Here is a 26,208-nt window from a genome sequence, read left to right as displayed (position 1 = left end):
CGACGGCCCTCGTGCCCCGACGGCCCTCGTGTCCCGGGGGCGCCGCCGGGAGCGGCTCAGTAGCCGTGGGCGCTCGGCGCGTTCTGTCCGCCGTCCACCGGGATGTTCGCGCCGTTGACCGCCCGCGCCGGGTCCGAGAGCAGGAAGGCGATCACCTCGGCGACATCCCGCGGATCGACCAGGCGGCCGCCGGGGAACTCCTGCTCGAACCGGCGGTAGCCTTCCGGATCCTCGTCCCGCAGCCTCGCCCAGCCCTTGCCCTCGATCAGCATCGAGCCGGGCGAGACGCAGTTGACCCGGACGCCCCGGGGTCCGAGCTCGCGGGCCAGGGAGGCGGCGAGGTGGATCTGCGCGGCCTTGGCCGCCGCGTACTGGGCCGGCGGTGCGGGCTTCCAGCCGGAGACGGAGGACACCAGTACGGCGCTGCCCCCGGTCTCGGCCAGCGGTCCGGCGGCCTCGCGCAGGGCGATCGCCGGATGGGTGACGTTCAGCCGGCACGTCCGGTCCCAGTCGGACGGTGCCGTGGCGCGCAGGTCCGTGCCGTGCACGCCGCCCGCCACCGTCACCAGGCCGTCCAGCCGGCCGAGTTCGGCGGCGGAGTCCCGCACGAACGCCGCGAGCGCACCGTCGTCGAGCACATCCAGCCGCTCGGTGCGCAGGGTGCGCCCGTGCAGGGCCCGCACCTCCTCGGCCACCGCCTTCAGCGAGGCGGCGTCCCGGCCGCAGACGGCGAGATCACAGCCCTGCGCGGCGAGCCGGAGCGTGGTCGCCCGGCCGAGGCCCCGGCTCCCGCCGGTCACGATCACCGCCCTGCGTTCCGCCCGCGGCCGGTCGAACTCCCGTACGCCGTCCATGACGTCCGTGTCAGCCACTCGGTCCCTGCTCCTCTCGTCGTTCCTGACACCCCCTCCCCGGGCGGATCAGCCCGTCCGCGCCGGGTCCCGCACCACGTAGTCCCCGAGGATCTCGTCGATGCGGTCCAGCACGTCCTGCTCCAGGCGCACGCCCGAGGCCGCGACGTTCTCCTTGACCTGTTCCGGACGGCTCGCGCCGATGATGGCCGCCGAGACGGAGGGGTTCCGCAGGACCCAGGCGAGGGCGAGCTGGCTCATCGTCAGACCGAGGTCCGCGGCGACCGGTCCCAGCTCCTGGACGGCCCGCAGAGCACCCTCGTCGTTCATCCAGTGGCCGACCAGCATGTCGACGAAGCCCTTGCCCGCGTCGCCGCCCGCCCGCGAGTCCGACGGCGCGGCGGCGCCGGGACGGTACTTGCCGCTGAGAATGCCCTGCGCGAGCGGCGACCAGACGACCTGGCCCAGACCCTCCCGCTCGCACGCGGGCACCACCTGCGACTCGATGACCCGCCACAGCATGGAGTACTGCGGCTGGCTCGCGACCAGCGGGACGCGCAGCTCCCGGGCGAGGCCGGCGGCGCGGCCGATCTGCTCGGCGGTCCACTCGCTCACCCCAACGTAGAGCACCTTGCCGGAGCGGACCAGATCCGCGAAGGCCAGCATGGTCTCCTCCAGCGGTACGCCGGGGTCGTAGCGGTGCGCGTAGTAGACGTCGAGATAGTCGGTGCCGAGGCGGCGCAGCGAAGCCTCGCAGCCCTCGACGACGTGCTTGCGGGACAGGCCGCGGTCGTTGGGGCCGGGGCCCACCGGGTGGCAGACCTTGCTGGAGAGAACGAGTCCCTCACGTCGCTGACCGGCGAGTGCCTTGCCCAGCACGGTCTCGGCGCGGGTCTCGGAGTACACATCTGCGGTGTCGAAGGTGGTGATGCCCGCGTCGAGCGCGGCCCGCACACAGGCCTGGGCCGTCTCCTCGTCGATCTGGGCACCGTGGGTGATCCAGTTGCCGAAAGCGAGCTCGCTGATCACGAGGCCGCTGTTGCCGAGCCTGCGGAACTCCATGGGTGTGTCGCCTCTTCCTTCTCTGGTTCTGGTCCGGTTCGTGCCCGTGGTCCGGGGCGGCTGACGTGGGGGTGCTCGGGCGTGCCCGGCCGGCCGCCTCACAGCAGGGCCGCCGTGAAGGCCACGACCTCACGGGCCTGGCGCGGGCTCAGGCGCGGGTCGCAGGCCGACTCGTAGCGGGGCAGCGGCGTGGCCGAGGCCAGCTCCGCCGCCGAGTCGACGCACTCGGTGACGGGGTGATGGGCGGTCTCCAGCATCAGACCGGCGGGGTGCAGGCCGTGGGCGTGCAGGGCCGAAACGAAGCCCTCGATCTCCCGGGTGACGTCCTCGACCGCGCGGCTCTTCTGCCCGGCGCCGTTGACCCGGGTGTTGCCGTGCATGGGATCGCAGATCCAGGCCACGTCGGAGGCCTCGTCGCCGAGCGCCCTCAGCACGGACGTCAGCTTCGGGACGATCCGGTCCCGGCCCATGCGCACGATCAGGGAGAGTCGGCCGGGGTGCCGCCGGGCGCCGAGCATCCGTACCAGCGAGCGGACGTCCCCGGGGGAGGCCGAGGGGCCGATCTTGACGCCCACCGGGTTGCCGATCGAGGCGGCGAACCGCACGTGCTGGTGGTCTGGTTGACGCGTACGGTCACCGATCCACAGGAAGTGCCCGGAGGAGCCGTAGCCCCTGCCGTCGGTGCCCGGGCGGACCAGAGCCTGCTCGTACTCCAGGAGCAGCGCCTCGTGCCCGGCGTAGGTGCGCTGGGGGGCGGCCCGGCCGGCCAGGCCCAGGTCCCGTTCCAGCAGGGTGCTCAGCGTGGCGCCGGCGTGCCGGTACGCCAGCAGCAGCCGGGACGGGAGGGCGGCACGGGCCGCCGCGGTGGGCTCGGGGGCGTTGACCGCGTCGCCGCGGTAGACGGGCAGTTCGGTGCCGTCGGCCAGGGTCTCGGTCGGGTTCGAGCGCGGTTTGGCGTACTGCCCGGCGATCCGGCCCATCCGTACCGCGGGCGGGCCGCCCGCTTCGGTGAACGTGTCGGCCAGCGCGTGCAGTTCGTCCGCCTTGGCGAGCACGACGTCGGGGGTGGCGTCGGCGAACCGCTCGGCGCACTCCCCGGCCTGCAGCACGAAGACCTCACCACGGGTGGCCCGCCCGAGTTCGGTGGCGAGACCGGCGCAGGCGGTGGCGTCCACCAGGGGAGGTTTGTGCTCCAGGGTGAGCAGGACGTCCTTGAGTTCGTCGAGCGAGGCCCATTCGGGCTGCTGCCGGGCGCGGGCCGGCAGCAGCAGGCGCGTGGCGGTCATGGTTCTTCCTCCGTCGGCTGATCGTGGGGGAGGGGTACGGCGTCACACCGCCGCGGTCGTGGCGTCCGGGTTGGTGGTGGGGCGAGGCAGATGGCGGGCCCGGGCCAGCGCGGCCGCCCGGGTGATCTCCCCGGCCAGCGGACGGTCCCGGTCCAGGGGCGGGAACTCCTCCCGCAGCTCCCGCCACAGCCGCGCCTCGTCCCCGTCCCGGTGTCCGGTCAGATGGGCGAGCTGGTTCACCGCGAGGAGCAGCGAGCCGAGGATCCACCAGGCCCGTTCGGTCATCTGGGCCACGGCGTTGGCGCTGTTCAGCGCGAGCGGCACCTGATCCTGGTTGTGCAGATTGGTCGGCACGGCGGTGAACGACGCCGGAAGGCCCAGCTGGCGCAGCCGGCCCAGATGGGAACTCGCCGCGATCTGCACCCCGGCGAAACCGCTCCCGGCGCCGGGCCGGGGCGTCAGCAGCGGGGGCAGCCCGCCGTTGGCCGCCGGATCCAGCACCAGGGCGAGCTGGCGCTCCATCAGATAGGCCACCTGGTGTGCGCAGGAGGCATGCGTCTCCGAGGCGAACGCCACGGGCGCGGCGTGGAAGTTGCCGCCGTGCAGCAGGTCGCCGTCGACGAGCACGGGGTTGTCGCTGCACCCCTCCGCCTCGTCGGCCAGGACCGAGCCCTGGAGGTCCAGCTGGTCCAGGACGGCGCCCAGGACCTGGGGAGCGCACCGCAGGGAGTAGCGCTCCTGGAGCGGGCGGTCCGGGCCGGGCGCCGGGTCGGGCGGGGCGCCCGAGGCGGTGCGTTCGGCCCGGATCCAGGAGGCGACCGTCCGCTGCCCGGGCTGGTTGCGCACCCGCTGGAGCGCCTCCTCGTAGGGCTCGCCCGACGCGCCGAGCAGTGCGGCCGTCCGGCCGGTGACGGCCGCGGCGGCCCGGGTGAGCGCGCCGAGCTCCCGGTGGGTGTGCAGGGCGCGCGCCAGACAGGCGCTGCTGCCGTTGACGAAGGCGAGCGCGGACCGCGCGTCCCAGGTGACGGGAGGCAGGCCCAGTCCGTCCAGTACGGCCGAGGCGTCCGCCCGCCGCCATTCGCCCGAGGCGTCGCTGCTCCAGGCTTGGGAGGTGGTGCCGCCGGTCTCGCCGTCGTCGACCGGACCGTCCGCCGCGAACGCCAGTGCCGCGTGGGCCAGGGGGACGAGATCGCCGCTCGCGCTGAGGCTGCCCTCGCCGGGTACCACCGGGAGGAAACCGGCGTTCAGCAGGTCGGCGAGCCGCTGCCAGGTCTTCGGGTCGACGGCGGAGTGTCCCAGGGCCATGCCACGCAGCCGGAGCCAGACCACGGTGCGGGTGACGTCCGGCGCCAGTGGTTCGCCCTGTCCGGTCGCCAGATGGGAGATCAGGCCGAGCCCCTGACGGGCCGGGTCCGGGTCGGCGGGATGGTCCACCAGCGGTCCGAAGCCGTGGGTGACGCCGTAGACGCGTCGGGAGCCGTCGACGCCGGCCAGGGCGCGGTGGGCCGCCGTCATCCGGGCCTGGTCGACCGCGGTCGGTTCCAGGGGTTCGTTGCTGCGGTCCAGCAGGTCTTCCACCAGTGTGTCGGGCGGCCCGGGGTCGGCGCGGGGGTGGGAGTGGTGCATTGCTGCCTTCCGTCGTCCGGGCGGGGCGGGTCGCTTCAGCTCGGCCTGAGGCCGAGCGGCCCGACCGCCTGCTCCAGCAGCGCGGCCAGCCGGATCAGCAGCGGTTCGTGGTCGCGGCGGGCGATGAGCTGCACGCACAGCGGTGCCCCGCGCTCGTCCCGGGCGACCGGCATGGTGAGCGCGGGCAGCCCGGCGAAACTGGCGAGCGGGGTGTAGGCCACGCGCTCGTCGTAGTCGGGGTCCTGCGGGGCCGGGATGGTGGAGACCCGGGCGTCCGCGGTCGCGAGGTCCGGCGGCGCTGCCGGGTCCAGGGGCAGCAGCCAGGCGTCCACGCCCGTGGCGTCGAAGTCGCCCTCGACCGTGGCGCGGGTGTGCGCCAGGCGCTCCAGGATCCAGGCGTAGCGGTCGTCCCGGACCTTCGCCCCGACCTCCAGCGCACCGCGGGTGGTCTCGTGCAGGTCGGCGGGCACCCAGGGCCGCCACACCTGGTACGCGTCCCACGCCTGGCGCGCGCACAGCTCCCAGGCGGGTCCGCGCAGCGCCCACAGGTCGTCGACGCGCACGGCGTCGAGCAGGTGGCCGCTCGCCTCGAGGTGTCCGCAGGCGGTCTCCAGCGCCCCGCGCATGACGGGACCGCACGTGCCCTCGGGCCCCTCGGCGTTGGCCACGACTCCGATCCGGTAGGGGCCCTCACCGGGCGGGCGCTGGGCGCCGAGCCGGTCGAGTCCGAGGAGCGGCCACAGGTACGCCAGGTCCGCGGCGCTGCGGGCGGCCCAGCCCAACGCGTCCATGGGCGGCGACAGCGGGAAGACGCCCTCCAGCAGCGAGCTGCGGTGGGTCATCCGCAGACCCACCGTCCCGCACTGGCCGGCGGGCCAGCGCACCGAGCCGAGGACGTCCGTGCCGAGGGCGAGGTCGCAGATGCCGGCGGCCACCGACACGGCGGTGCCGGTGCTGGAGCCGCCGGGGTCGATGTGCGGGACGTAGGGGTTGACGCACTCCGACCCGACCCCGATGTTCAGCTCGGTGGTGACCACCTTGGCCGTCACGGCGGCGAGTTCGGGCGGCAGGGCGGAGATCGCGGGGGTCGAGACGCGGGCGTGGTGGCGGTGGCCGCGCAGTCCGAGCCGGGTGGGCAGGCCGGCCACGTCGACGGTGTCCTTCACGCCGACGCGCACCGGCGGTGCCTGCGGGCCGAGCGGGGCGCGCTGGACACAGGCCCGGTAGCGGGCGTCGGCCTCGTCGGACCAGGCGGCCTCCGCGGTGCGCCACTCCTCGGCGGTCAGGGTGCCCCGGGAGCGGGCCGCCACCCTCTCCGGCAACGACAGCCGTACCGGGGCGCCGGGGACCGGGGGCCGCGACGTCGTGGTCGTCCAGCGCGCCTGCCGCGCATAGCTGGTGATCGCGTCCTGGGCTGTGGGGGTGTCAGACATGCTCGGGCTCCTCGGCGGGGGGTCGGGCGGCGGTGAGCTCGGCGGTGAGGACCTTGCCGGTGGCGCTGCGGGGGATGCGGGCGACGCGGCGCACGGCACGCGGGGCGGGCAGGCCGGAGGGGAGCCGGCCCAGCATCCGGCGCAGGTCCGCGGGGTCGGCCGGTCGTCCGGCGTAGAACATCTCGTAGTGCTCTCCGCGCACCGGGTCGCCGACGGGGACGCAGACCAGGTCGACGCCGGGGCAGCGGGCACGGGCCAGCTCCTCCACGCGGGCCAGGTCGCAGCGCAGCCCGTTCACCTTGATCAGCCGGGACGCCCGCCCCAGGTGGTGGAAGGTGCGCGGGCCCACCGGAGCGACGAGGTCGGGCAACTCCCACTCGTCCGGAGGAGCTTCGGTGCCGTCCCGGCGGGCCAGCCGCGGGCTGGTGACCCGCAGCCGCCGGGCCGTGCCGGCACCGCCCGTGGGATCGCCGCCGGTGGCCGCGCCCGGTGGCAGCGCCACGTCGTGCGGGACATCCACGTCGGGCAGCAGGGTCCAGGGGAGCGCGTCGTGCTTCCCGCCGGCGACGGGGCGGTGGGCGACGGCGCCGGTCTCGGTGGAGCCGAGCAGCTCGAACGCCCGGAAGCCGGTGCCGGCGAGGTGTCCGGTGACCTCGTGGGCCGCAGGGGTGGTGGGGCCGGTGCTGTGCAGGGCCGTCACCCGGCCGTGCCGCGCCAGGGCGGGCAGATGCCGGGCGAGCAGCTGCCAGGTGGCGGGCAGGCAGACCAGCAGGGTGGGCACGCCGTCGTCGAGCGGCGGCAGGGTGAGCGGCTGGTCCCACAGTCCGGTCACCGGGACGCCCTCGACGCGGGGCAGTTCGCGGCTGTAGAGCCGACCGTAGAGGTGCTCGGGGGGTGCGTAGGACACGACGCGGCCGAACCGGGCGGAGCCCAGTACCGCCTCGCGGACCAGGGCCGCCTCGGTGTGCAACTGCTCCTCGGTGCGCAGCCAGGTCACCGGCGGGCCGGTGCTGCCGGAGGTGGCGAAGGCGACGTCCGGCACGGTCAGCTCCTCGGGCCGAGGGCCACCGTGTCCTCCAGGCGCTCGTGGGTGAAGCGCACCATCCGCTCGACGCTGGAGAACCAGTGGCGCACGTCGTCCGCGACGAAGTCCACCTCGATGCCGAACTCGCTCTCGACGGCCGATATGCACTCCATGGCGGTGAGGCTGTCGTAGCGCTCGCCGAGCGCCTGCTGGAGGTCGGCGTCGGAGGGTACGGCGGTGAAGGCGTCGCCGATGCGGGCGGCGAGGACGGACCGGGTCCGGTCGTGGATCTGCTCGGGGGACGGGACGGTCGTGGTCATTGGTCGTACTCCTTGCGGTGGATCGGGTCACGGTGGACCGAGTTGTGGTGGATCAGGTCGTGGTGATCAGGGGGGTGGGACCACGACGGGGACGCTGCACGGCTGGGCGTCGGTCAGACGGCGGCGGGTGCGGGGCGCACGGCGGTGCCGTCGGCCCGGCGCAGCCCCTCGCCGGCGCCGAGGTAGACCTCGGAGGGCGAGGTGGGACGGAACTCCAGGTAGCAGAACGGAGTCGTGGCGTCCGCGCCGAGTGCCTCGGTGACACAGCGGGCGAGTCCGTCGCGGAAGGTGTCGTCGCGGTCGGGGCCCACACAGCAGGTCACCGACGCGTGCCGCACGCCGGTGCTGTCCGGCGTCTCGTGCGGCAGGGCCTCGACCGGCATGCCGCCGGAGAAGACGGTGTTCTCCTCGGTGGGCTCGAAGCGCACGACGACATGACCGGCCTGGACGCCCTGGGCGGCGAGCCAGCGGGTGACACGCAGGGCGACGGCGCGGCGCCGGGGGACGGGGAGTTCGGGGGTACGGATGGTGATCGTGGGCACGAGGCCTCCGGTTCGGCGGTTCAGGACAGGGCGAGCGCCGGCAGCACACCGGGGCCGGCGGCCGGGCGCCGGGCGAGGAGGGTGCCGAGGCAGTCGGCGAGCGGACCTCCGCTGCCGGGGGCGAGGGGACTCCAGGCGGTGCCTCCGGCGTCGCGCACCCGGTCGGTGAACGCGCGCAGGTGCGCGGTGTCGAGACCGAGTCCGGCCCGGTCGGCGGCCAGCACGGCCTCGTAGGTGGACAGCAGGTCGGGGACCCGGTTCCCCGCGCCCGCGTAGCCGCCGCCGCGGACGCGATGGCGGGCGAGCAGGACGCGGACGGCCTCGCTCACCTCGGCGGGCTCGGCGAAGGCGGGACCGAGGAGCATGCGGACCCGCTGGGCCTGGAGCGCCGGGCGCAGCCCCGGCTCGCCGCCCGGCACGTTGCCGTGCGCGTACGGCTCCGCTCGTGACGCCTGCGAGACGGCCGAGACCCGTGCGTCGTGCGAGTCGGGCCCCTCGTGCGGGCCGTGCGGGACCCGCGCATCGTGCGGGCCGTGCACATCGTGCGAGTGGGGCGACACGCGGCAGGAGTCGACGAAGGCGAGGACGCCCGCGAGGTCCAGGCCGAGCCCGTCCGGGCCGCCGAGGAGGGCCGCCGTCTCCACGGCCGCGGCGGTGGACACCATGTCGGACCCCCGGCCCTCCCAGTAGCCGAACCCGCCGTCGGCGTTCTGCAGTTCCGCCAGCCAGTCGGCGATCCGCCTCCGGGCCGCAGGGTCCTCGGCGAACGCCCCGGCCGCCAGGGCCCACAGGGTGCAGCGCACCTCGCTGCCCCGGCCCGGCATGTACATCACGCCGCCCTCGTTGGGCAGTTGGCAGCCCTCCAGCCAGCGCACCCCGTCCGGCCGCGGAGATCCCGGGTCCGCCGAGAGCACGGCGGCGGCGGTGCTCAGGGCATCCGCGGCGGCCGGCGGCTCCCGGTAGGTGTAACCGCCGCCCGCGCAGGCCAGCTCGGAGATGCGGGCGGTGACGGCGTCGGCGACGGGGGCGAGCGGTGCGCCGAGCGCCTTCAGGGTGCCCACGGCGCAGAACGACGCCCACACGTCCTCGACGTCATAGCCCTCCCAGCGGACGAAGGCGCCGGTGGGGCCCCGCAGGCCCATGATCCAGTCCCGGCAGGCGTCCGGGTCGCGCGGCGTCTCGCCGAGGGCCCGCAGGGCGCCGACGGCCCGGTAGGTGGCCCACAGGCACGGCACCTCCGCGGCGGGGGCGAAGTGGAAGCCGCCGCTCTTGGCCTGCCGGGCGCGCAGCCACTCGGTGAGCGCCGGGACGTCCCAGGGCGGGATCGCCCCGGAGGTCTGCCCGGTGGCGGCGCGCCAGGCCATCACCCCGTAGTAACAGGCCCTTACGTCGGCCTTGCCGCGGCGCGCGTCCTCGGGGGACCAGCTCAGTCCGCCCCCGGCGCACTGGAGCCCGCTCAGCCAGTCCAGCAGGCGGTCCGGGTCGGGCACCCGGCCGCCGCACAGCTCCGCGGCCGAGCGGGTGGAGAAGTGGGTGGCCCACACGTCGGGGGCCTGCCCCGGCAGCATCGCGTAGGCGTCGCCGGACCAGGTGCTGTCCAGCCAGCGGGACGTGGCGTCCGGGCCGGGCACCGGGCGGCCGAGGTCGCGCAGTCCCTGGGTGCAGTAGAAGGTGGCCCAGGCGTCGGAGAGCATGCCCCGGCTCCAGGCGTAGCCGCCGTCGGCGTTGCGCCGGCCGGCGAGGTAGGCGGCCGTGCCGTCCGCGCCGGTGACGCTGCCGGTGCGGTCCAGCCAGGCCAGGGTCCGCACGGCGGCGTAGGTGCACCACAGGTCGGGTTCGCCGCCGGACACGCCGGTGCCCTGCGGAGCGCGCGGAGCGGTCGTCGCGGGGGTGGTCATCGCGTGACCTCCACTTCCCTGATGTTGGACCGCTTCCAGCTCTTCTGCGACGCGCCGCTCTTGGTGTTGGCGGGCAGGGAGTTGACGTGCACCACGTCGTCCCAGCGCAGTCCGAGCAGTTCCTCGGACCGGTCCTGGACGCGCCCGCGCTCCTCGGGTTCGCCGTCGCGCCCGGCGCCGACTCCGCGTTCCAGGAGCAGCCGGGCGTAGCCGCCCTCGCCGTCCACCTCCAGCAGATAGCCGGTGGCGTCGGTGACGCCGTAGATGACCTCCTCGACGGCCCGTACCGACAGCGGGGCGCCGCGCACCCGCAGGGCGTCGGAGGAGCGGCCGTGGACGGTGATCCGGGGTGCGGCGCTGCCGCACGGGCAGTCGGTCCCGATGGAGACCTCGTCGCCGGTGTCGAGCCGGAGGAGGGGCCGGGCGTGGGCGTTGAGCGGGGTGACGACGAGCCGTCCCTCCCGGTGCTCGCCCCGGTCGTGCAGCGGCACGACCCCGTCGGGCGTGGCGAGTTCGAAGTAGGTGGCGGCGGGCAGCAGATGCTGGCCGCCGTGCGGGCAGGCCGCGGCGAGCGTGCCGGTCTCCGTGCTGCCGTAACTGGCGTCGTAGGCCTGTGCGTTCCACCACCGGCCCAGCCGGTCGCGGAAGGGCGCGGTGTTGACCTCGCCGAGCAGCATCAGCCGGTCCACCGAGGAGCTGAGGTCGGCGAGCTCCCCGCGTTGCGCCAGCAGCCGGGTGAACTGCAGGGCGACGCCGGGGGCGACGAAGACCGTGGTGGGGCGGAAGGTCCGCCACATCGCCTCCAGCCGGTCCCAGTCGGAGATGCCGGCGGCGAAGGGATAGGCCCGGATGTGGGCGAGGTCCAGGTACTCGCAGACCCCGGAGATCAGATCGGCCACGGGGACGATGTCGGACGGCAACAGGATCACCACGCGCTCGTCGGCTCCGAGCAGCGGACGCCATGCCTCGGCCACCGAGACGGTGTTCCAGATGGTGTCCTCGGCCAGGCGCGGAGTGGGCGTGGGCTGCCCGGTCGTGCCGGTGGTCTCGTAGTACTTCGAGGCCTCGGTGGGGGTGGCGGCCGCATAGCGCATGGGCTGCGCCTTCAGCGACTCACGGGGTGTCACGGGGAGACTGTGGAAACGGCCGAGGGAGAACTCGCCGATATCGCCATGGTCTTCACTCGGGCCGTAGGCCTCGCTCCCACGTGCGCGTTCCCAGGCCGCTGAGAGCTTTCTGGTGTAGAAGTCCGCGTCCGGGACGCGTCCGTGATTTTCCCGTATCTCGGTCTGTGCCTCACGGAGTAATGCCTGGCGTTTGTCGGTGTGCAGTATCACACGCACCTCGCTCGTTTATCGCTGATCGCTTGCGCACAGCCAGGAAGCGGGGAGGGCTGTGCGGGCCCGTGACGTCGGTGGCTCGACGGGTTGCCCTGCGGGGGTCGGGAAGCCTCAGTTCAGGGCGTGCCGGAGGAACCGGAAGCCCGATCCACAGCGAACGTATAGCACTAAAGGTGGGCCGTGCAACCGCCCCCGGGAGTCTCAACTGGCCATGTGCGACCGAAAATCGACGACCTCCGGACCGAGGAAAGCGCCTACTGATCGGTACGTTGCCCGAGTTGTATTTCCGTCCTAGTCTCGGGCAGTGCCGACGGGGCTTCCGCCCGGCTTAGGGCCGGGCGTGCGGAGTGCGCACGCGGTCGATCAACGCGGAATCGGAAGTGTTGTGAAGCCGCGGTCAAGCGCGCATGAACAGTGGGTTTCCCGACCTGTTGGCGCCCCTGTCCCCGCGCCGAATTCCCGGTAACACCCCACCCTTCATCCGGACACATCCGTCCGTCCCCTCACCCCTTCGCTTGGAGCCTTTTCATGTGCGGAATCGCAGGCTGGGCCGATGTCGGTCTCGATCTCACCCGGGAGGTGGACGGCGTCGAACCCATGGTGCGGACCATGGCCTGCCGCGGCCCGGACGCCGCCGGGATCCACGCGAGTGAGCACGCGGTCCTCGGCCACCGCCGACTGGCGATCATCGACCTGGAAGGCGGCAGGCAGCCCATGACCGCCCCGGAGCACGTGGATGCGGCGGCCTCCGCCGGGCCCGCAGAGGGCGGGCGTCCGGCCGTCGTGCTCAGTTACAGCGGCGAGGTCTACAACTTCCGCGAACTCCGCGAGGAACTGAGTGGATTCGGGCACACCTTCCGTACCCGCTCGGACACCGAGGTCGTCCTGCACGCCTATCTCCAATGGGGCCAGGACTTCGTCAGGCGCCTCAACGGCATGTTCGCCTTCGCGCTGTGGGACGAGCGCGCCCAGCGCCTCCTCCTGGTCCGCGACCGCCTCGGCATCAAGCCCCTCTACGTCGCACGGCTCGCGAGCGGTGTCCTGTTCGGCTCCGAACCCAAGGCGCTCCTCGCCCACCCCCGCTTCCGGGCCCGGATCGACAGCCAGGGCCTCGCCGACCTCCTCGGTCTGGTGAAGACCCCGGGCGTCACGCCGTACCGGGACATCGAGGAAGTCCCGCCGGGCTGCGTCGCGGTCTACGACCGAAGCGGGCTGCGGACCGACCGGTACTGGAGTCTCGGGCGGCACCCGCACGAGGACGACGCCGAGGCCACGGCCGACACCGTGCGGGCCCTGCTGGAGGACACGGTCGCCCGCCAGATGGTCACCGACGTGCCGCTGTGCACCCTGCTCTCCGGCGGACTGGACTCCACCGTCCTCGCCGCCCTGGCCGCCCAGGTGCAGGCCCGGGCCGGTGAGCCCCCGGTGCGTTCCTTCGCCGTGGACTTCACCGGCAGTGAAGCCGACTTCAGGGCCAGCGACTTCCGGCCCGAACGCGACTCGCCCTACGCCCGGGAAGCCGCCCGGCACATCGGCACCGACCACCGGCTCATCGAGCTCTCCGCCGGCGAGCTCACCCGGGACGCCCACCGGGACGCGGTCCTGCGGGCCCACGACCTGCCGTACACCTTCGGTGATGTCGACACCTCGCTGCATCTGCTGTTCCGCGGAATACGCGAGCACTCCACGGTCGCCCTGTCGGGGGAGTCGGCCGACGAGGTGTTCGGCGGCTACGCCTGGTTCCACGACCCGGCTGCCGTTCGAGCGGCGGGGTTCCCCTGGCTCAGCCGTATGCAGCTGATCACCCCCGAGCTGCTCGCCCCGGGCTTCCGGGCCGCCACGTGCTTCGAGGAGTACCGCGCGGAGCGTTACCGGGAGGCCCTCCGCGAGGTCGAGCACCTGCCCGGCGACTCCCCGGCCGAACGCCGCATGCGGGAGATCGGCCACCTCCACCTCACCCGCTGGCTGCCCGCCCTGCTCGACCGCAAGGACCGGCTCAGCATGGCCGCCGGGCTGGAGGTCCGGGTGCCCTTCTGCGACCACCGGCTGGTCGAGTACGTGCACAACACGCCCTGGGACCTCAAGACACCCGGCGGCGACCCCAAGGGCCTGCTCAAGCGGGCCACCCGCGACATCGTCCCCCGCTCCGTGCTGGAACGCCGCAAGAGCCCCTACCCGACCACCGCCGACCGGCTCTACGAGAAGGATCTGCGCGCCCGGACCCACACGCTGCTCGCGGACCGCTCCTCGCCCGCCTTCGACGTCGTCGACGCCGGCGCACTCGCCCGGCTGCTCGAACACCCGCAGGGCCACTTCGACACGCAGCTGCGCCGCAACGGACTGGAGACCGCTCTCTACCTCGACCGGTGGATGCGGGAGTACGGCATCGCACCGGAATGACCTGTTTCACAGCATAGTCGGGACATTTCCTCGCAATCATCTCCGGAGGGGTGTGAACCTCCGGGGTTCGTGGTGGAGCAGGTGCCCCCACGCGTTAGCGTGGTGGTTCCGACGGCGAGCCGGACCGGCTCGCGGCGGCCGAAGACGACAGTAGGGGGAGACATGCAGGTCGGAGCGGCGTCTTGAGGCTGCTGCACACCTCCGACTGGCATCTGGGCCGTGCCTTCCACCGGGTGAACATGCTCGGTGCCCAGGCCGAGTTCATCGGCCACCTCGTCACGACCGTGCGGGAGCGGGCCGTGGACGCGGTGGTCGTGTCGGGGGACGTGTACGACCGTGCGGTGCCGCCGCTCGCCGCGGTCGAGCTGTTCGACGACGCCCTGCACCGCCTCGCCGACCTCGGCGTGCCGACAGTGATGATCTCCGGGAACCACGACTCGGCCCGCCGGCTCGGCGTCGGCGCCGGGCTGATCGGGCGGGCCGGCATCCATCTGCGGACCGAACCGGCGGCGGCCGGCACCCCGGTGGCGCTGGCCGACGCCGACGGCGAGGTCGCCTTCTACGGGCTGCCCTACCTCGAACCGGCCCTGGTCAAGGACGAGTTCGCGGTGGAGAAGGCCGGGCACGAGGCCGTGCTCGCCGCCGCCATGGACCGGGTCCGCGCCGACCTCGCCACCCGCCCGCCCGGCACCCGCTCCGTCGTCCTCGCGCACGCCTTCGTCACCGGCGGCGAACCCAGCGACAGCGAGCGGGACATCACCGTCGGCGGCGTCGCCGCGGTACCGGCCGGGGTGTTCGACGGCGTCGACTACGTGGCGCTCGGGCATCTGCACGGCTGCCAGACCCTCACCGACCGCGTCCGCTACTCCGGCTCCCCGTTGCCCTACTCCTTCTCGGAGGCCGCCCACCGCAAGAGCATGTGGCTGGTCGACCTGGCCGCGGACGGCTCCGTCGACGCCGAGCGCGTCGACTGCCCGGTGCCCCGCGCCCTGGCCCGGATCCGGGGCACGCTGGAGGACCTGCTCGCCGACCCGGACCTGACACGGCACGAGGAGGCGTGGGTCGAGGCGACACTGACCGACCCCGTCCGCCCGGCCGACCCGATGGCCAGGCTCACCGAGCGCTTCCCGCACACGCTCAGCCTCGTCTTCGCCCCCGACCGCGACGAGGACGAGTCCGAGGTGTCGTACGCCCGGCGCCTGGCCGGACGCAGTGACCAGCAGATCGCCGAGGACTTCGTCGCCCATGTGCGCGGCGCCGGGCCCGACGCGCACGAACAGGGCGTGCTGCGGGACGCGTTCGACGCGGTGCGGGCCGACGAGACCGTACGGGAGGTGGCCCGGTGAGGCTCCACCGGCTCGCGGTCACCGCCTTCGGCCCCTTCGGAGGCACCCAGACCGTCGACTTCGACGACCTGTCGGCGGCCGGGCTGTTCCTGCTGCACGGACCCACCGGCGCGGGCAAGACCTCCGTCCTCGACGCCGTCTGCTACGCCCTCTACGGCTCGGTGCCGGGAGCCCGGCAGGGCGGCGGGCAGGGCACGGCCCTGCGCAGCGACCACGCCGCGCCCGCGACCCGCACCGAGGTCACCCTCGACCTCACCGTCGCCGGACGCCGCTTGGAGGTGACTCGTCAGCCGCCCTGGGAGCGCCCCAAGAAGCGCGGCACCGGCACCACCCTGGACAAGGCCCAGACGTGGCTGCGCGAGTACGACGCGACGGCCGGGGCCTGGAAGGACCTCAGCCGCTCCCACCAGGAGATCGGCGAGGAGATCACCCAGCTGCTCGGCATGAGCCGGGAGCAGTTCTGCCAGGTCGTGCTGCTGCCGCAGGGCGACTTCGCCCGGTTCCTGCGCGCCGACGCCGAGGCCCGCGGCAAGCTGCTGGGCCGCCTGTTCGACACCCGCCGCTTCGCCGACGTCGAGAAGCGCCTCGCCGAGCGGCGCCGCGCCACCGAGGCCCAGGTGCGCGACGGCGACGCGGAGCTGCTGGCCGACGCCCACCGCATGCAGCAGGCCGCGGGCGACGCCATGGAGCTGCCCGAACTGGCCCCCGGCGAACCGGGGCTCGCCGAGGCCGTACTGAGCGCGGCCGCCGTCGCCCGCAGCACCGCCCGCGAACAGCTCACCGTCGCCGCGGGCACGCTCACCGCCGCCGAGTCCGCGCAGGCCGCCGCCGGCCGCGCCCTCGACGACGCACGCGAACTGGCCCGGCTCCAGCGGCGGTTCGCGGAGGCACGGGAACGGGCGGCCCGCCTGGAGCAGGGGGCGGAGGCCTACCGCGAGGCGCAGGCGCTCATGGAGCGGGCCCGCAAGGCCGAAGCGGTCGCGCCCGCCCTGGAACTGCGGGAGTCCTCCGAAGCGGAACACCGCCGGGCCGCCGCCGCCGAGGCACGCGCGCGTGCCCTGCTGCCGGACGCCTTCGCCGACGCGGGCGCGGCCGGCCTCGCCGCCGCCGCACGCCGGGCCGCCGAGGAACTGGGAGGGCTCGACTCCGCCCGCCGCGCCGAGCGGCGACTGGCCGAACTCCTCGACGAGCGAACCGGCCTGGACCGCCAGGAGCGCGCCGACGCGGACCTCCTGCAGGAGGCGGAGGCCTGGCTCGACGGCTGGGAGGAGACGCGCACCGCACACCAGGCCCGGGTCGACTCCGCACAGCGGGCCGCTGCCCTCGCCGAGCAGCTCGCGGTACGGCGCGAGCCCGCACAGCAGCGCCTCCGGGCAGCCCGCATGCGCGATCAGCTCGCCCAGGACACGGACCGGGCGGTCGAACGGGTCCGCACCGCGCAGGACGAGACGCTCCGGGCCAAGCAGCACTGGCTCGAACTCAAGGAGCAGCGCCTGAACGGCATCGCCGCCGAACTGGCCGCGCACCTCACCGACGGCGAACCCTGCGCCGTCTGCGGCGCCACCGAACACCCCGCCCCCGCCCGCAAGGTCGCCGGTCACATCGACCGCGAGGCGGAGGAGCACGCCCTCACCGCCTACCAGCGCGCCGACGAGCAGCGCGCCGAGGACGAACGGCGCCTCGGCGTCGTACGGGAGGCACTGGCCGCCGCCACCGCGGAGGCCGGTGACACCCCCACCGGGCAACTCACCGACGAAGCCGCCGAACTGGAGGAGCGGTACGCGCAGGCCCGCAGTGCCGCCGCCGAACTGCACGCCGCGCAGGAGCGGCTGCGGCAGGCCGGGCACGAGCACGAACAGCGCCTCGCCGCCCGGCAGGAGACCGCCGTACGGGCCGCCTCCCGGGTCGGGCACCGGGAGCGGCTGGACCGTGAACGGGCCGCCCTGGAGGAGGAGCTGGACCGGGCGCGAGGATCCCTGGACAGTGTCGCCGCGCGGGCGGCACAGCTGGAGCGGCGGACCGCGATGCTCACGGACGCCGCCGACACCGCCCGGGTCGCCGAGGACACCGCCCAGCGGCTCAAGGACGCCGACGCCCGGCTCGCCGACGCCGCCTTCCGTGCCGGCTTCGAGACCCCGCAGGCCGCGGCCGCCGCCCTCCTCGACAACGCCGCCCACCGCGAACTGCAACGCCGCCTGGACACCTGGCAGCACGAGGAGGCCGCCGTACGGGCCGTCCTCGCCGAGGCCGACACGGCCGCGGCGGCCCGCGAGCCGCAGGCCGACCTGGACTCGGCGCAGCAGACGGCCGACGAGGCGGCCCGTCGGCTGCGCGACGCCGCCTCCGCCCACGACGCGGCCGGCCGGCGCTGTACCGAACTCGACCGGCTGTCCGCCCGGGCGACCGCCTCCGTGCGCCGGCTGGCACCGCTGCGCGAGGAGTACGACCGGGTGGCCCGGATGGCCGGCCTCGCCGCCGGCACCTCGGCGGACAACGAACGCCGGATGCGCCTGGAGTCGTACGTGCTGGCGGCCCGGCTGGAGCAGGTCGCGGCCGCCGCGACCGTCCGGCTGCGCCGTATGTCGTCCGGCCGCTACACCCTCGTCCACTCCGACGACCGCACCGGACGCGGCCGCAGCGGCCTCGGGCTGCACGTCGTCGACGCCTGGACCGGCCGCGAGCGGGACACGGCGACGCTGTCGGGCGGCGAGACGTTCTTCGCCTCGCTCGCGCTCGCCCTCGGCCTCGCGGACGTCGTCACGGACGAGGCGGGCGGGGTGCGGCTGGACACCCTCTTCATCGACGAGGGCTTCGGCAGCCTCGACGACCAGACCCTCGACGAGGTCCTCGACGTCCTCGACTCCCTGCGCGAACGCGACCGCAGCGTCGGCATCGTCAGCCATGTCGCCGACCTGCGGCGGCGGATCCATGCCCAGCTCGAAGTGATCAAGGGCCGGTCCGGGTCGGCCCTGCGGCAGCGCGGCACCGGCTGAGGCCAGCGGCCCAGGAGACGCCGGGGGAGCGGCGAGGAGTACACCACGCTCGTGGTCACCGAGCCCAGGGCCCCGATCTTCCCCGACACCTCCTCGAGGTGCCGCATCGAGCCGGCCGTGACCTTGATGACGAAACAGTCGTCGCCCGTGACGTGGTGCGCCTCCAGGATCTCGGGCGTGACGGTGACCAGGTCGTGGAAGGGCTTGTAGGTGCCGGTCGGATACCGCAGACGCACGAACGCCAGGACCGGCAGGCCCAGCCGGTCCGGATCCGCCACCGCGGCGTAGCCCTGGATGACCCCGGCCTCCTCCATGCGGCGCACCCGCTCGGTCACCGCGCTCGCGGACATGGACACGGCACGGGCCAGCTCGGCGAAACTGGCCCGGCCCTCCCGCTGGAGGACGTCCAGGATGCGCCAGTCGGTGGCGTCCGGGGAATACTCGGTCATGCCCGAGGGACAGCAGGGGAATCCCCGGCGGATCAAGCGGAGCACCGGGGATCATCCCTTCAGGGACGGGGTCGGCGGCCGTAGCTTTGTCGCACCCCGCCTCGCGTCCTTCACGCATCAGTGAGGCGGTGGGCCGCTCCTGGTCGTGGTCCCGGTCGGGCCGGTTGGGATTCCGTCCTCGGTCAAGGGGTCGCGCGCCAGATCCGCGCGGTCCCGTCACCGCTGACGGTGGTGATGGTGCGGCCGTCCGGGGAGTACGCGACATCGTAAACCGGGCCTTTGTGTCCCTTGAGGAGCTGGAGTGCGGTACCGGTCTTGACATCCCAGACCTGCGGAGTGTTGGCCCAGGACTCGTCTTTGGTGTCGTGCCTGACCACCAGGGTGCGGCTGTCCGGGGCCCAGGCGACCTGACCCACCTGCGCGTAATTGCCGACCGCTATCAGCAGGCCATGCAGGCCACGTAGCGTACGGAGCTTCTTACCGCTCTCCGGATCGACCAGCCAGACGTCGTCACCGCTGCGCTCCGCAAGCAAGCTCCCGTCCGGGGCGTAGACCGGCTTGTCTCCCTCATACAACCCTGACGACCACCGCACAGCACCTGTCGCCGTGTCCCAGGCCCGAACCCTGTCACCATCGGCGACCACGGTTCGTCCGTCCGGCGCGAACCCGACCGTCCTGAAATGCCCTCCGGACGGGTCGAGCGGGTGTACCTGGGCACCGGTGGCGACGTCCCAGATGCCGCCCTGACGTTCGGCCACGGCGGCGATGGTCCTGCCGTCCGGCGCGAATGCCGCATCCCTGGCTGAGACGTCGATCTGGTGCCGGCGCGTGCCGGTGGCCACGTCCCAGAGCTGCAGATGGTCGCCGGTGGCCGCGATGGTGCGACTGTCGGATGAATACACCAGCTTGCTGGCGCGCAGCGGCACCAACCCGTCGGGATGGGTGAGCGGGACCTTGATCACGGTGAGCGTGGCACCGGTCCGCGTATCCCAGATCTGGATCGTCCGCCCGTCGTTCAGCTCCGTCGCCACCGTGTCGCCGTCCGGTGCGAAAACCACCTCGCGGTAGGAGTACCGCCCATTGGTGTTGACGGCGAAGGGCAGGACGTGTCGACGCGTGCCCTTGTCGACATCCCACAGTTCTACAGTGCCGTTGTCACTCCAGCCGGCCAGGGTGTGTCCGTCGGGCGAGTACGCCACCGGGCCCCTCAACGGCAACGTCCGCAGCGTCACGCCGTCGGACGACGCGGTGGGATCGTACAAGCCCAGGATGTGGCGCGCCTGGTGGTACACGAGGGGAACGATACCGGCGAGCAGCCCGACCACCAGCAGAACTACCACGATCGCTCGCCCACCCCTGCGTTTGCGCGGCGGTCCGGCACCGGGGGCGTAGACGGGTCCACACGGATCACCGAACCCGCGGTTGCCGGCTTGCGGAAAGGTCGGAGGCGGCGTGGGTCTCAGGTCGCTCACGGTTGAACCCTCCGAGTCGGCTGCGTCGTGATGGCGCTGACCAGACCTGTACCGGGACCGCCAGCGCCGCGTGTGGCGAGGCTAACCACGCATCCCAATGCCGGCATGAGTAGAGCTACTCAGCTGTGATGTGTAGCGGTCGTCGGCGGTGACGTAGCCAGCGGTGAAGAACTGGGTGTGGCGAAAGGTGCAGTGGCCGTGGTCCCAGTCGGGCCGGTAAGGGTGCCATTGGCACCAGCCCAGGTCACGGTCGGTCAGCCAGGGTCTCCTGGCCCATCAGCCGCCAGCCATCGGTCACGGCCCGATCCTCGCGCAGCACTGGTCGAGGCTGTGGCGCGGATCCGGTCACGTCACCTCCGTACGGCCGACCTCCCGATCGGTTCCACCGACGCCTTTCACCGGCTGGGCGGAGAGTCGCTGACGCTGCTGCAGGTGCTGAACCAGGTCGCCCGGGAACTGGTCGGCCCGCACCCCGGGCTCCTGCACCGGCGGCACTCCGGGCCTGCGGTCAGCCCGCTGACGCAGCTCCGCCACCGGTTGCCGGACCAGGTGCTCGACCAACGGGTGGGTGGCGGAGAACAGTCCGGGCCTTCTGATCTGGCAAGCTCCAAGAATCCGACCGCGAAGGAGGGCTTAGGTCAGGAAGTCGGCCTCGACCTGCAGGGACGATCTCCTGCGGGCCCAGCCAGGACATGAAGTCGACGGTTGTCCGTGGACCAGATCGCCGGGCGCGTGTCGGCTTCGCCGCCGGCGCCTCGCTGCGCCAGGCTGCACGCGGCGATCGAGGTCTCGGTGCGGACGTACCTTAGGACGTTCCAGACGGCTCGCTCACGGTGCGGCGAACGTTTCGGGCGGCTGCGGCGTCGAAGTGGCGCAAGGAACGAGCGGGGGCGGACATGCGCAGAGGGCTCGTCGCGGTGGCAGCCGCACTGGTGGCTGTCGTGGGATGCGGCGCCGAGGACGACGGGGACGTGATTATCGACTACGGGCCGGCGGTGACGCCGTACAGCGGTCCGCTCCACATCGAGACCGAGGAGGTGAACGAGGACACCCCGGAGGCCATGCTGCTCGCCTCGGGCGCTGCGGGCCGGGCGCTGGAGTGCGACGGGAAGATCTTCCGGGGCGGTGCGCCCGACGGCTGGGGGAGGGGCGACGGCGGCAAGACGCCGGAGGACGGGCTGAGGCTCTACTTCCGTATGTTCGAGCCGGGAGGCATCCCCGCACAGTTCCGCGTGGAACGCGAGGAGACCGACCGCGTCCTGTACTCGCACCGTGTCGACGGTCGGACGAAGACGGCGGTCGTGGTCGCCAAGGACCAGGAGGGCAGGCCGGGTTGGGGACCGGAGACCTACGCCTCCTGCTACCACGCCCGGCGAGCGTCACCGACTCCGGCCACGAGGAGTTCTGGACCGACCGGAGCGGCCAGCGGGTCGCAACCACGACACTGAGCAGCTACTCCGGCGCGGAACACTGCGACTGGAGGCCGACCTGCTCAAGCGGTTCCCCGGGCCAACGGGGGCGATCTGCGACACGAGCGGATGTCTGCGCGTGGCTCCGTCACCTCCTGCGGCACCTGGATCGGACCCGCCCTGGCACGCACGGGCCGGCACCACGACCTGCTCGACAACCTCGCCGTCCAGATCGCGGGAAGGAAGCGCTTCTGCCTGGCGTGCGCCGACACCGACGAGCGCGCCGGGGCGCTCCGCGCCACGTGCGACGCCTGGGCACGACTGTCACGTGGGGGCATCGCCGAACTGGTCGCCGGCGACCCGGCGGCCGGCGTCGACTTCTTCGCGGTGACGAGCGGATGGCCCCGGCTCGGAGCTGTGCGGCTCGGCGCGAGAGTGGCGCAGTGGGTGGTGGGGGGTGAGGGGCGGCGTCGGCGTCCGTTCGGTCCGGGCTTCTGCCTTGCTGACGGGTCCGCAGAAGCAGGATAGGGGCGTTTCTTGTGGGAATTCTGTGGTTCCGTGCGCGGGCCCCGGCGGCGGATCGGCGCACGTACGATCGCCGCCGTGAGTACGGGAATGCATGCGGGAGAGCGAGTACTGATCGCCGATGACGACGCGGCGGTCCGCCGCTCGCTGGAGCGCGGGCTGCGCCTCGACGGCTTCTCCGTGGTCCTGGCGGACGACGGCCGCGGTGCGCTGGCGGCCGTCCGCGACGGAGCACCGGACGCGGTGGTGCTGGATGTCTCGATGCCCGGCCTGAGCGGGATCGAGGTGTGCAGGACGCTGCGGGCAGAGGGCGACGACGTGCCGGTGCTGATGTTGTCGGCCCTTGACCAGCTGGCCGACCGGGTGGCCGGCCTGCAGGCAGGCGGGGACGACTACCTGGTCAAGCCGTTCGCCCTGCAGGAGCTGGTCGAGAAGCCATGGGTCGCCGCCGTGGACTCCTTCGACCTCGGTGGCGGCATGCTGAAGTCGCTCACGGATGGTCGCTGCCCCACGGGTTCGGTGTGGGCTCTCCGGGTGTGCTGCACGCGGTCGTCGGCGGGAGGAGGCGCTGGGCGGCGACTCGGGTGGTGCCGAATGGTGTGTCCGCCGTTGTGGAGGCAGGCGTCAAACGGGCTGCGGCGGTGGGGAGTTCGGTCTGCGTCAGAGGTGCGCCCGCGTACGCCGCCATGAGGACGCCGACGCAGTCGTCGCGTTCCTCCGGGGAGAGGCCCGCCGGGAAGCCGATGGTCCGGGACCTGCCTCCGTCGGTGGTCAGGCGGATGCGCAGGACGGACCTCAGGTCCGTCCCCGCCCTCGTGGCGGTGGCCTCCCAGAACTGGACCTGCACCGCGATCGGTTCGCACAGGGGCTCGCCGGTGTGCGAACCGATCACCACCGCCGCGCCCTCGGCCGCCGCCTCGTCGGGGAACGACACGGCCGGGCGCAGCCACTCCGCCCGCTTCTCGGCCGACCAGCCGCCGTCCGCTCGGCAGGCGTCGGCGGCGGTCTGTGCGCCGTCGGACCTTTCCGCGCAGCCGGTTGTCAGCAGGGTCAGAGCCGCCGCCAGTGACGTCAACGACCCGTGGGCGAGTTGGGTCCCGGACATGGTCTCCCTCGATCGGTGCGGGCGAGGCGTCGGCGGCCTCGCGGAGTGGGGGCAGTCTTTGCGGAACGCGGCGGCGGCCGGGGGACCGGGAAGGGGCATGTAGCCGACTTGTGATCAACACCCGCTTGCTGGGCCGGGCCGTCCGTCTTGCGGGAGCGGTTCCGACCGGGGCTCGGTGGGACTACTTGCCGGTACAGGCATGGCGGACCGGCAGTCTGTCGCCTGATTTCCCAACTGGTTGAACGTTTGTCGGTTGCTGTCCACGATTCTCCTGTCAAGTGCCCGGAGGCACGACTTCCGGCCCCGCCGCTGCAGAAGCGAGTCGAGCATGGTGCGCGTCCGTTCGTCCCTGACCCAGTTGCCCGCCTACGTCCCTGGCCGCAAAATGCCCGGTGCGGTCGCGCTGGCCAGCAACGAGTCTCCGTACGGGCTGCTGCCCGGTGTCGCGGCGAGGCTCGCGGAACTGGCCGGCGGGGTGTCGCGGTATCCCGACCTGAGCGCCACCGCACTCGTCCAGGCCCTCGCCGAGCACCACGATGTCGAGGCCGAGCGGATCGCGGTGGGCGCCGGTTCCTCGGAGGTCTGCGCACAGCTGCTGCACTCGGTCGTCGGGCCGGGCGACGAGGTCGTCTTCGGCTGGCGGTCCTTCGAGGCGTACCCGATCCTCACGGCGGTGGCGGGCGGTACGGCGGTGCGGGTCCCATTGCGTGCGCACGGGCTGGACCTCGACGACATGGCCGAGGCGGTGAGTGACCGGACCCGGCTGGTCTTCGTCTGCAACCCCAACAACCCCACCTCCACCGCGGTCGGCGAGCAGGCGCTGCGCGACTTCGCGGACCGGGTGCCGGAGGACGTACTGATCGTCGTCGACGAGGCGTACCGGGAGTACGCCGACCCGGAGCTGGTCCCCGACGCCCTCGCGCTGCTCGGCGACCGGCCGAACGTGGTGGTGCTGCGGACCTTCTCCAAGGCGTACGGCCTGGCCGGGCTGCGGGTCGGCTACTGCGTGGGCCCGCCCGGCATCGCCGCGCACGTCCGCAAGACCCAGATCCCGTTCAGCGTCAGCGCGCTCGCTCAGGAGGCGGCGATGGTCGCCCTCGGCGAGCACGCGGAGGTCGTGCGGCGGGCCGCCCTCACGGTCGCCGAACGGCAGCGGGTGACACGGCGGTTGCGTGCCCTCGGCTTCGACGTCCCCGACTCCCAGGCCAACTTCGTCTGGCTGCCGCTCGCCGCTGACAGCGGGGACTTCGCCCTGCACTGCCTCGGCGACGACGTCGTCGTGCGCCCGTTCATCGGCGAGGGCGTCCGGGTGACGATCGGGCTGCGGGCGGAGAACGACGCCCTGCTCACGCTCGCCGCGAGCTGGAGAGGCTGAGGCCATGCGCGTGGGGCCGTACGAACGGCATCGCGAGCTGCTCCAGCAGGCGGTACGGGCCGTGGCGGCCGGTGAGTGCTGCGCACCGTTCACCCGCGCGGGGCGGGGCGGCACCGATGCGGGCATGAGGTCGACACGGACCGCGGAGAAGGTGTTCGGCTCGCTGCTGGGCCGCGCCTTCGAGCTCGGCCAGCCCGGTGAACTCGGCCGGGTGTGCACCGAGTCCTCGCCGTACGGGGTCGCCATGGACATCGGCTATCCGCGGTGCGACCCCGCGGCGCTGGTGGCGGCGGCCGGCCGGGCGATGGCCGGCTGGCGGGCCGCCGGGCCGTACCAGCGGGCCGGGGTGGCGGTGGAGATACTGCGCCGGCTGAACACCCGCAGCCATGAGCTGGCGCTCGCCGTGCACCACACCACGGGCCGGTCCCTCGCGGCGGCGTTCCGGGCCGCCGGGCCGCCCGCCCAGGACCGCGCACTGGAGGTGGTGGCCCGCGCGTTCGCCGAGTCGGAGCGCGTTCCCGTGGACCTGCACTGGGAGAGTCCGCGCCGCCGCAAGGAACCGCTGGCGATGGCGGGCACCTGCGCCCTGGCGCCGCGCGGTGTGTCGCTGCTCGTCGGCTGCCCCGAGCATCCGACGTGGAACGGCTGGCCGGGGCTGTTCGCCAGCCTGGTGACCGGCAACCCGGTGATCGTGGCCCCGCATCCCAGGTCCGTGCTGCCGCTGGCGATCACCGTGCGCGTCGCGCGGCAGGTGCTGGCGGAGGCCGGACACGACCCCGACCTTGTCACCCTGGCGATGGCGGCACCCGGGGAACCCCTGCGGCAGCGGCTGGCCACGGACCCGGCGGTGCGCATCGTCGACTTCACCGGTCCGGCCCGGTTCGCCGACTGGCTGGAGCAACACGCCCGGCAGGCCGCCGTGTTCGCCCACCGGACCGGCCTGAACACGGTGGTCGTCGACTCCACCGAGGACTATCGGGGCCTGCTGCGCGGCCTCGCGCTCTCCCTGTGTCTGTCCAGCGGAACGGTCCGTACGACACCCCAGAACATCCTGGTGCCGGTGGCGGGCGTCGCGACCGACGAGGGGCGCAAGACCCTCCGGGACCTCGGCGCCGACCTCGGTGAGGCCGTCGACCGGCTGCTCGGGCACCCGGTACGCGTGGCGAGGCTGCTCGGCGCGATCGTCGACGACGAGGTGCGGACGGGACTGACACAGGCCGCGCGGTACGGCACGGTGGTGCACGCCTCCGGGGCGCTGCACCATCCGGACCATCCCGGCGCCGACCTGCGCAGCCCGCTCGTGGTCCGAATGGGGGCGCGGGACGAGCGGGTCTACGCCCGGGAGTGGCCCGGGCCGGTCTCCTTCCTGGTGGGCACCGATTCGACCTCGCACAGCCTGGAGATCTTCCGCCGCACGGTCGGCCGCCGCGGTGCGCTGTTCGCCGCGGTGCACTCGACCGACCCGCTGGTGCTGGCGGCCACCGAGGCGGCGGCGCTGGACGCCGGGGTCCACCTCGTGGAGAACCTCGCCGACGACCTGCCCGCCGACCCCTCCTCGGCCGCGCCCGAACCGCCGGGCGGCGGCGCGCACTTCGTCACCGGCCGGTTCCGAGTGGTGCGCTCGCGCGGCCGCCTCGCAACTGGCGTACGTCCGCCCGTGCGCCACCCCGAGGAACTCGTCGGCGCCTGACGGGCCGGCCACCCCTGCCAGGTCAGCCCGTCAGGGCCGGCAGCACCCCGTCAGCCCGTCGG

19 protein-coding genes and 3 pseudogenes are annotated in these 26,208 nt (G+C 73.5%); 9 read left to right on the top strand and 13 right to left on the bottom strand.

The features are described from left to right. Positions 1-56 precede the first annotated feature (56 nt). From G3I77_RS29995 to G3I77_RS29950, 10 genes are all read right to left on the bottom strand, one after another. Positions 57-872 carry an SDR family oxidoreductase gene (locus tag G3I77_RS29995; RefSeq protein WP_308311429.1) on the bottom strand — a complete coding sequence of 272 codons (816 nt, stop codon included), beginning with the start codon at positions 870-872 and terminating at the stop codon, positions 57-59. A 48-nt stretch (positions 873-920) separates the two neighbouring features. Continuing rightward, a complete protein-coding gene (locus G3I77_RS29990; RefSeq protein WP_248508486.1) occupies positions 921-1,913 on the bottom strand; it encodes an aldo/keto reductase family protein in 993 nt (330 codons plus the stop codon). Positions 1,914-2,011: 98 nt separating this feature from the next. After that, the gene (locus G3I77_RS29985; protein ID WP_248508484.1) at positions 2,012-3,199 is read right to left on the bottom strand and encodes a 3-deoxy-7-phosphoheptulonate synthase; all 1,188 of its coding nucleotides are present in this window, start codon (positions 3,197-3,199) and stop codon (positions 2,012-2,014) included. Positions 3,200-3,241: 42 nt separating this feature from the next. Next, the gene (locus G3I77_RS29980) at positions 3,242-4,825 is read right to left on the bottom strand and encodes an aromatic amino acid ammonia-lyase (RefSeq protein ID WP_248508482.1); all 1,584 of its coding nucleotides are present in this window, start codon (positions 4,823-4,825) and stop codon (positions 3,242-3,244) included. A 35-nt stretch (positions 4,826-4,860) separates the two neighbouring features. Then, a complete protein-coding gene (locus G3I77_RS29975) occupies positions 4,861-6,258 on the bottom strand; it encodes an amidase (protein WP_248508480.1) in 1,398 nt (465 codons plus the stop codon). After that, positions 6,251-7,300 carry an acyl-CoA synthetase gene (locus G3I77_RS29970; RefSeq protein WP_248508479.1) on the bottom strand — a complete coding sequence of 350 codons (1,050 nt, stop codon included), beginning with the start codon at positions 7,298-7,300 and terminating at the stop codon, positions 6,251-6,253. The genes G3I77_RS29975 and G3I77_RS29970 overlap by 8 nt, the downstream gene beginning before the upstream one ends. A gap of 2 nt (positions 7,301-7,302) precedes the next feature. Continuing rightward, positions 7,303-7,602 (bottom strand): acyl carrier protein, encoded by a 300-nt coding sequence (locus G3I77_RS29965; RefSeq protein ID WP_248508478.1) that lies wholly within the window; start codon positions 7,600-7,602, stop codon positions 7,303-7,305. A gap of 113 nt (positions 7,603-7,715) precedes the next feature. Next, positions 7,716-8,144, bottom strand: coding sequence for a hypothetical protein (locus G3I77_RS29960; protein ID WP_248508477.1), 429 nt, complete (start codon positions 8,142-8,144; stop codon positions 7,716-7,718). A gap of 20 nt (positions 8,145-8,164) precedes the next feature. Then, entirely contained in the window at positions 8,165-10,042 is a 1,878-nt protein-coding gene (locus tag G3I77_RS29955) for a prenyltransferase/squalene oxidase repeat-containing protein (protein ID WP_248508476.1), read from the bottom strand. Beyond that, positions 10,039-11,169 carry a phenylacetate--CoA ligase family protein gene (locus tag G3I77_RS29950; RefSeq protein ID WP_248508475.1) on the bottom strand — a complete coding sequence of 377 codons (1,131 nt, stop codon included), beginning with the start codon at positions 11,167-11,169 and terminating at the stop codon, positions 10,039-10,041. Before G3I77_RS29950 ends, G3I77_RS29955 begins: the two co-directional genes overlap by 4 nt. A gap of 741 nt (positions 11,170-11,910) precedes the next feature. Here G3I77_RS29950 and asnB point away from each other — a divergent pair. The 3 genes from asnB to G3I77_RS29935 all read left to right on the top strand — a co-directional run bounded on the left by asnB (position 11,911) and on the right by G3I77_RS29935 (position 18,121). Further along, the gene (asnB, locus tag G3I77_RS29945) at positions 11,911-13,782 is read left to right on the top strand and encodes an asparagine synthase (glutamine-hydrolyzing) (protein ID WP_248508474.1); all 1,872 of its coding nucleotides are present in this window, start codon (positions 11,911-11,913) and stop codon (positions 13,780-13,782) included. 182 nt (positions 13,783-13,964) lie between these two features. After that, positions 13,965-15,128, top strand: a complete 1,164-nt coding sequence (locus tag G3I77_RS29940; RefSeq protein ID WP_248508473.1) for an exonuclease SbcCD subunit D — start codon at positions 13,965-13,967, stop codon at positions 15,126-15,128. Beyond that, positions 15,125-18,121 (top strand): AAA family ATPase, encoded by a 2,997-nt coding sequence (locus G3I77_RS29935; protein ID WP_248508472.1) that lies wholly within the window; start codon positions 15,125-15,127, stop codon positions 18,119-18,121. The genes G3I77_RS29940 and G3I77_RS29935 overlap by 4 nt, the downstream gene beginning before the upstream one ends. A 5-nt stretch (positions 18,122-18,126) precedes the next feature. On the opposite strand, the pseudogene G3I77_RS29930 reads toward G3I77_RS29935, so the two are convergent. Next, positions 18,127-18,570 (bottom strand): annotated as a pseudogene (locus G3I77_RS29930) (Lrp/AsnC family transcriptional regulator); the annotation flags it as partial. Positions 18,571-18,752: 182 nt separating this feature from the next. After that, a complete protein-coding gene (locus G3I77_RS29925) occupies positions 18,753-19,910 on the bottom strand; it encodes a PQQ-binding-like beta-propeller repeat protein (RefSeq protein ID WP_248508471.1) in 1,158 nt (385 codons plus the stop codon). An 828-nt stretch (positions 19,911-20,738) separates the two neighbouring features. On the opposite strand from G3I77_RS29925, the pseudogene G3I77_RS41300 reads away from it, so the two are divergent. The 4 genes and pseudogenes from G3I77_RS41300 to G3I77_RS29910 all read left to right on the top strand — a co-directional run. Next, positions 20,739-20,870 (top strand): annotated as a pseudogene (locus G3I77_RS41300) (AraC family transcriptional regulator); the annotation flags it as partial. Positions 20,871-20,938: 68 nt separating this feature from the next. After that, positions 20,939-21,490, top strand: a complete 552-nt coding sequence (locus G3I77_RS29920; RefSeq protein WP_248508470.1) for a hypothetical protein — start codon at positions 20,939-20,941, stop codon at positions 21,488-21,490. 90 nt (positions 21,491-21,580) lie between these two features. Further along, the gene (locus tag G3I77_RS29915) at positions 21,581-21,979 is read left to right on the top strand and encodes a cupin-like domain-containing protein (RefSeq protein WP_248508469.1); all 399 of its coding nucleotides are present in this window, start codon (positions 21,581-21,583) and stop codon (positions 21,977-21,979) included. Between the two features lie 87 nt (positions 21,980-22,066). Then, positions 22,067-22,405 (top strand): annotated as a pseudogene (locus G3I77_RS29910) (response regulator transcription factor); the annotation flags it as partial. A gap of 61 nt (positions 22,406-22,466) precedes the next feature. Here G3I77_RS29910 and G3I77_RS29905 read toward each other — a convergent pair. Further along, on the bottom strand, positions 22,467-23,081 hold the full coding sequence (locus G3I77_RS29905; protein WP_248508635.1) for a hypothetical protein: 615 nt from the start codon (positions 23,079-23,081) through the stop codon (positions 22,467-22,469). Between the two features lie 328 nt (positions 23,082-23,409). On the opposite strand from G3I77_RS29905, the gene hisC reads away from it, so the two are divergent. Further along, on the top strand, positions 23,410-24,456 hold the full coding sequence (gene hisC / locus G3I77_RS29900; RefSeq protein WP_248508468.1) for a histidinol-phosphate transaminase: 1,047 nt from the start codon (positions 23,410-23,412) through the stop codon (positions 24,454-24,456). Positions 24,457-24,460: 4 nt separating this feature from the next. Continuing rightward, positions 24,461-26,146, top strand: a complete 1,686-nt coding sequence (locus G3I77_RS29895) for an aldehyde dehydrogenase family protein (protein WP_248508467.1) — start codon at positions 24,461-24,463, stop codon at positions 26,144-26,146. Positions 26,147-26,208 lie beyond the last annotated feature (62 nt).

It is taken from the genome of Streptomyces sp. D2-8, assembly GCF_023184515.1.
Classification (GTDB): domain Bacteria; phylum Actinomycetota; class Actinomycetes; order Streptomycetales; family Streptomycetaceae; genus Streptomyces.
Note: the sequence above shows the minus strand (reverse complement) of the source record. Positions and strands in the feature narration are given on the sequence as shown.

Coding starts and splice junctions, on each gene's coding strand:
- G3I77_RS29990 (WP_248508486.1), bottom strand. CDS start 1,913: ATGGAGTTCCGCAGGCTCGGCAACAGCGGCCTCGTGATCAGCGAGCTC.
- G3I77_RS29985 (WP_248508484.1), bottom strand. CDS start 3,199: ATGACCGCCACGCGCCTGCTGCTGCCGGCCCGCGCCCGGCAGCAGCCC.
- G3I77_RS29980 (WP_248508482.1), bottom strand. CDS start 4,825: ATGCACCACTCCCACCCCCGCGCCGACCCCGGGCCGCCCGACACACTG.
- G3I77_RS29975 (WP_248508480.1), bottom strand. CDS start 6,258: ATGTCTGACACCCCCACAGCCCAGGACGCGATCACCAGCTATGCGCGG.
- G3I77_RS29965 (WP_248508478.1), bottom strand. CDS start 7,602: ATGACCACGACCGTCCCGTCCCCCGAGCAGATCCACGACCGGACCCGG.
- G3I77_RS29955 (WP_248508476.1), bottom strand. CDS start 10,042: ATGACCACCCCCGCGACGACCGCTCCGCGCGCTCCGCAGGGCACCGGC.
- asnB (WP_248508474.1), top strand. CDS start 11,911: ATGTGCGGAATCGCAGGCTGGGCCGATGTCGGTCTCGATCTCACCCGG.
- G3I77_RS29920 (WP_248508470.1), top strand. CDS start 20,939: ATGCGCAGAGGGCTCGTCGCGGTGGCAGCCGCACTGGTGGCTGTCGTG.
- G3I77_RS29915 (WP_248508469.1), top strand. CDS start 21,581: ATGTCTGCGCGTGGCTCCGTCACCTCCTGCGGCACCTGGATCGGACCC.
- G3I77_RS29905 (WP_248508635.1), bottom strand. CDS start 23,081: ATGTCCGGGACCCAACTCGCCCACGGGTCGTTGACGTCACTGGCGGCG.
- hisC (WP_248508468.1), top strand. CDS start 23,410: ATGGTGCGCGTCCGTTCGTCCCTGACCCAGTTGCCCGCCTACGTCCCT.
- G3I77_RS29895 (WP_248508467.1), top strand. CDS start 24,461: ATGCGCGTGGGGCCGTACGAACGGCATCGCGAGCTGCTCCAGCAGGCG.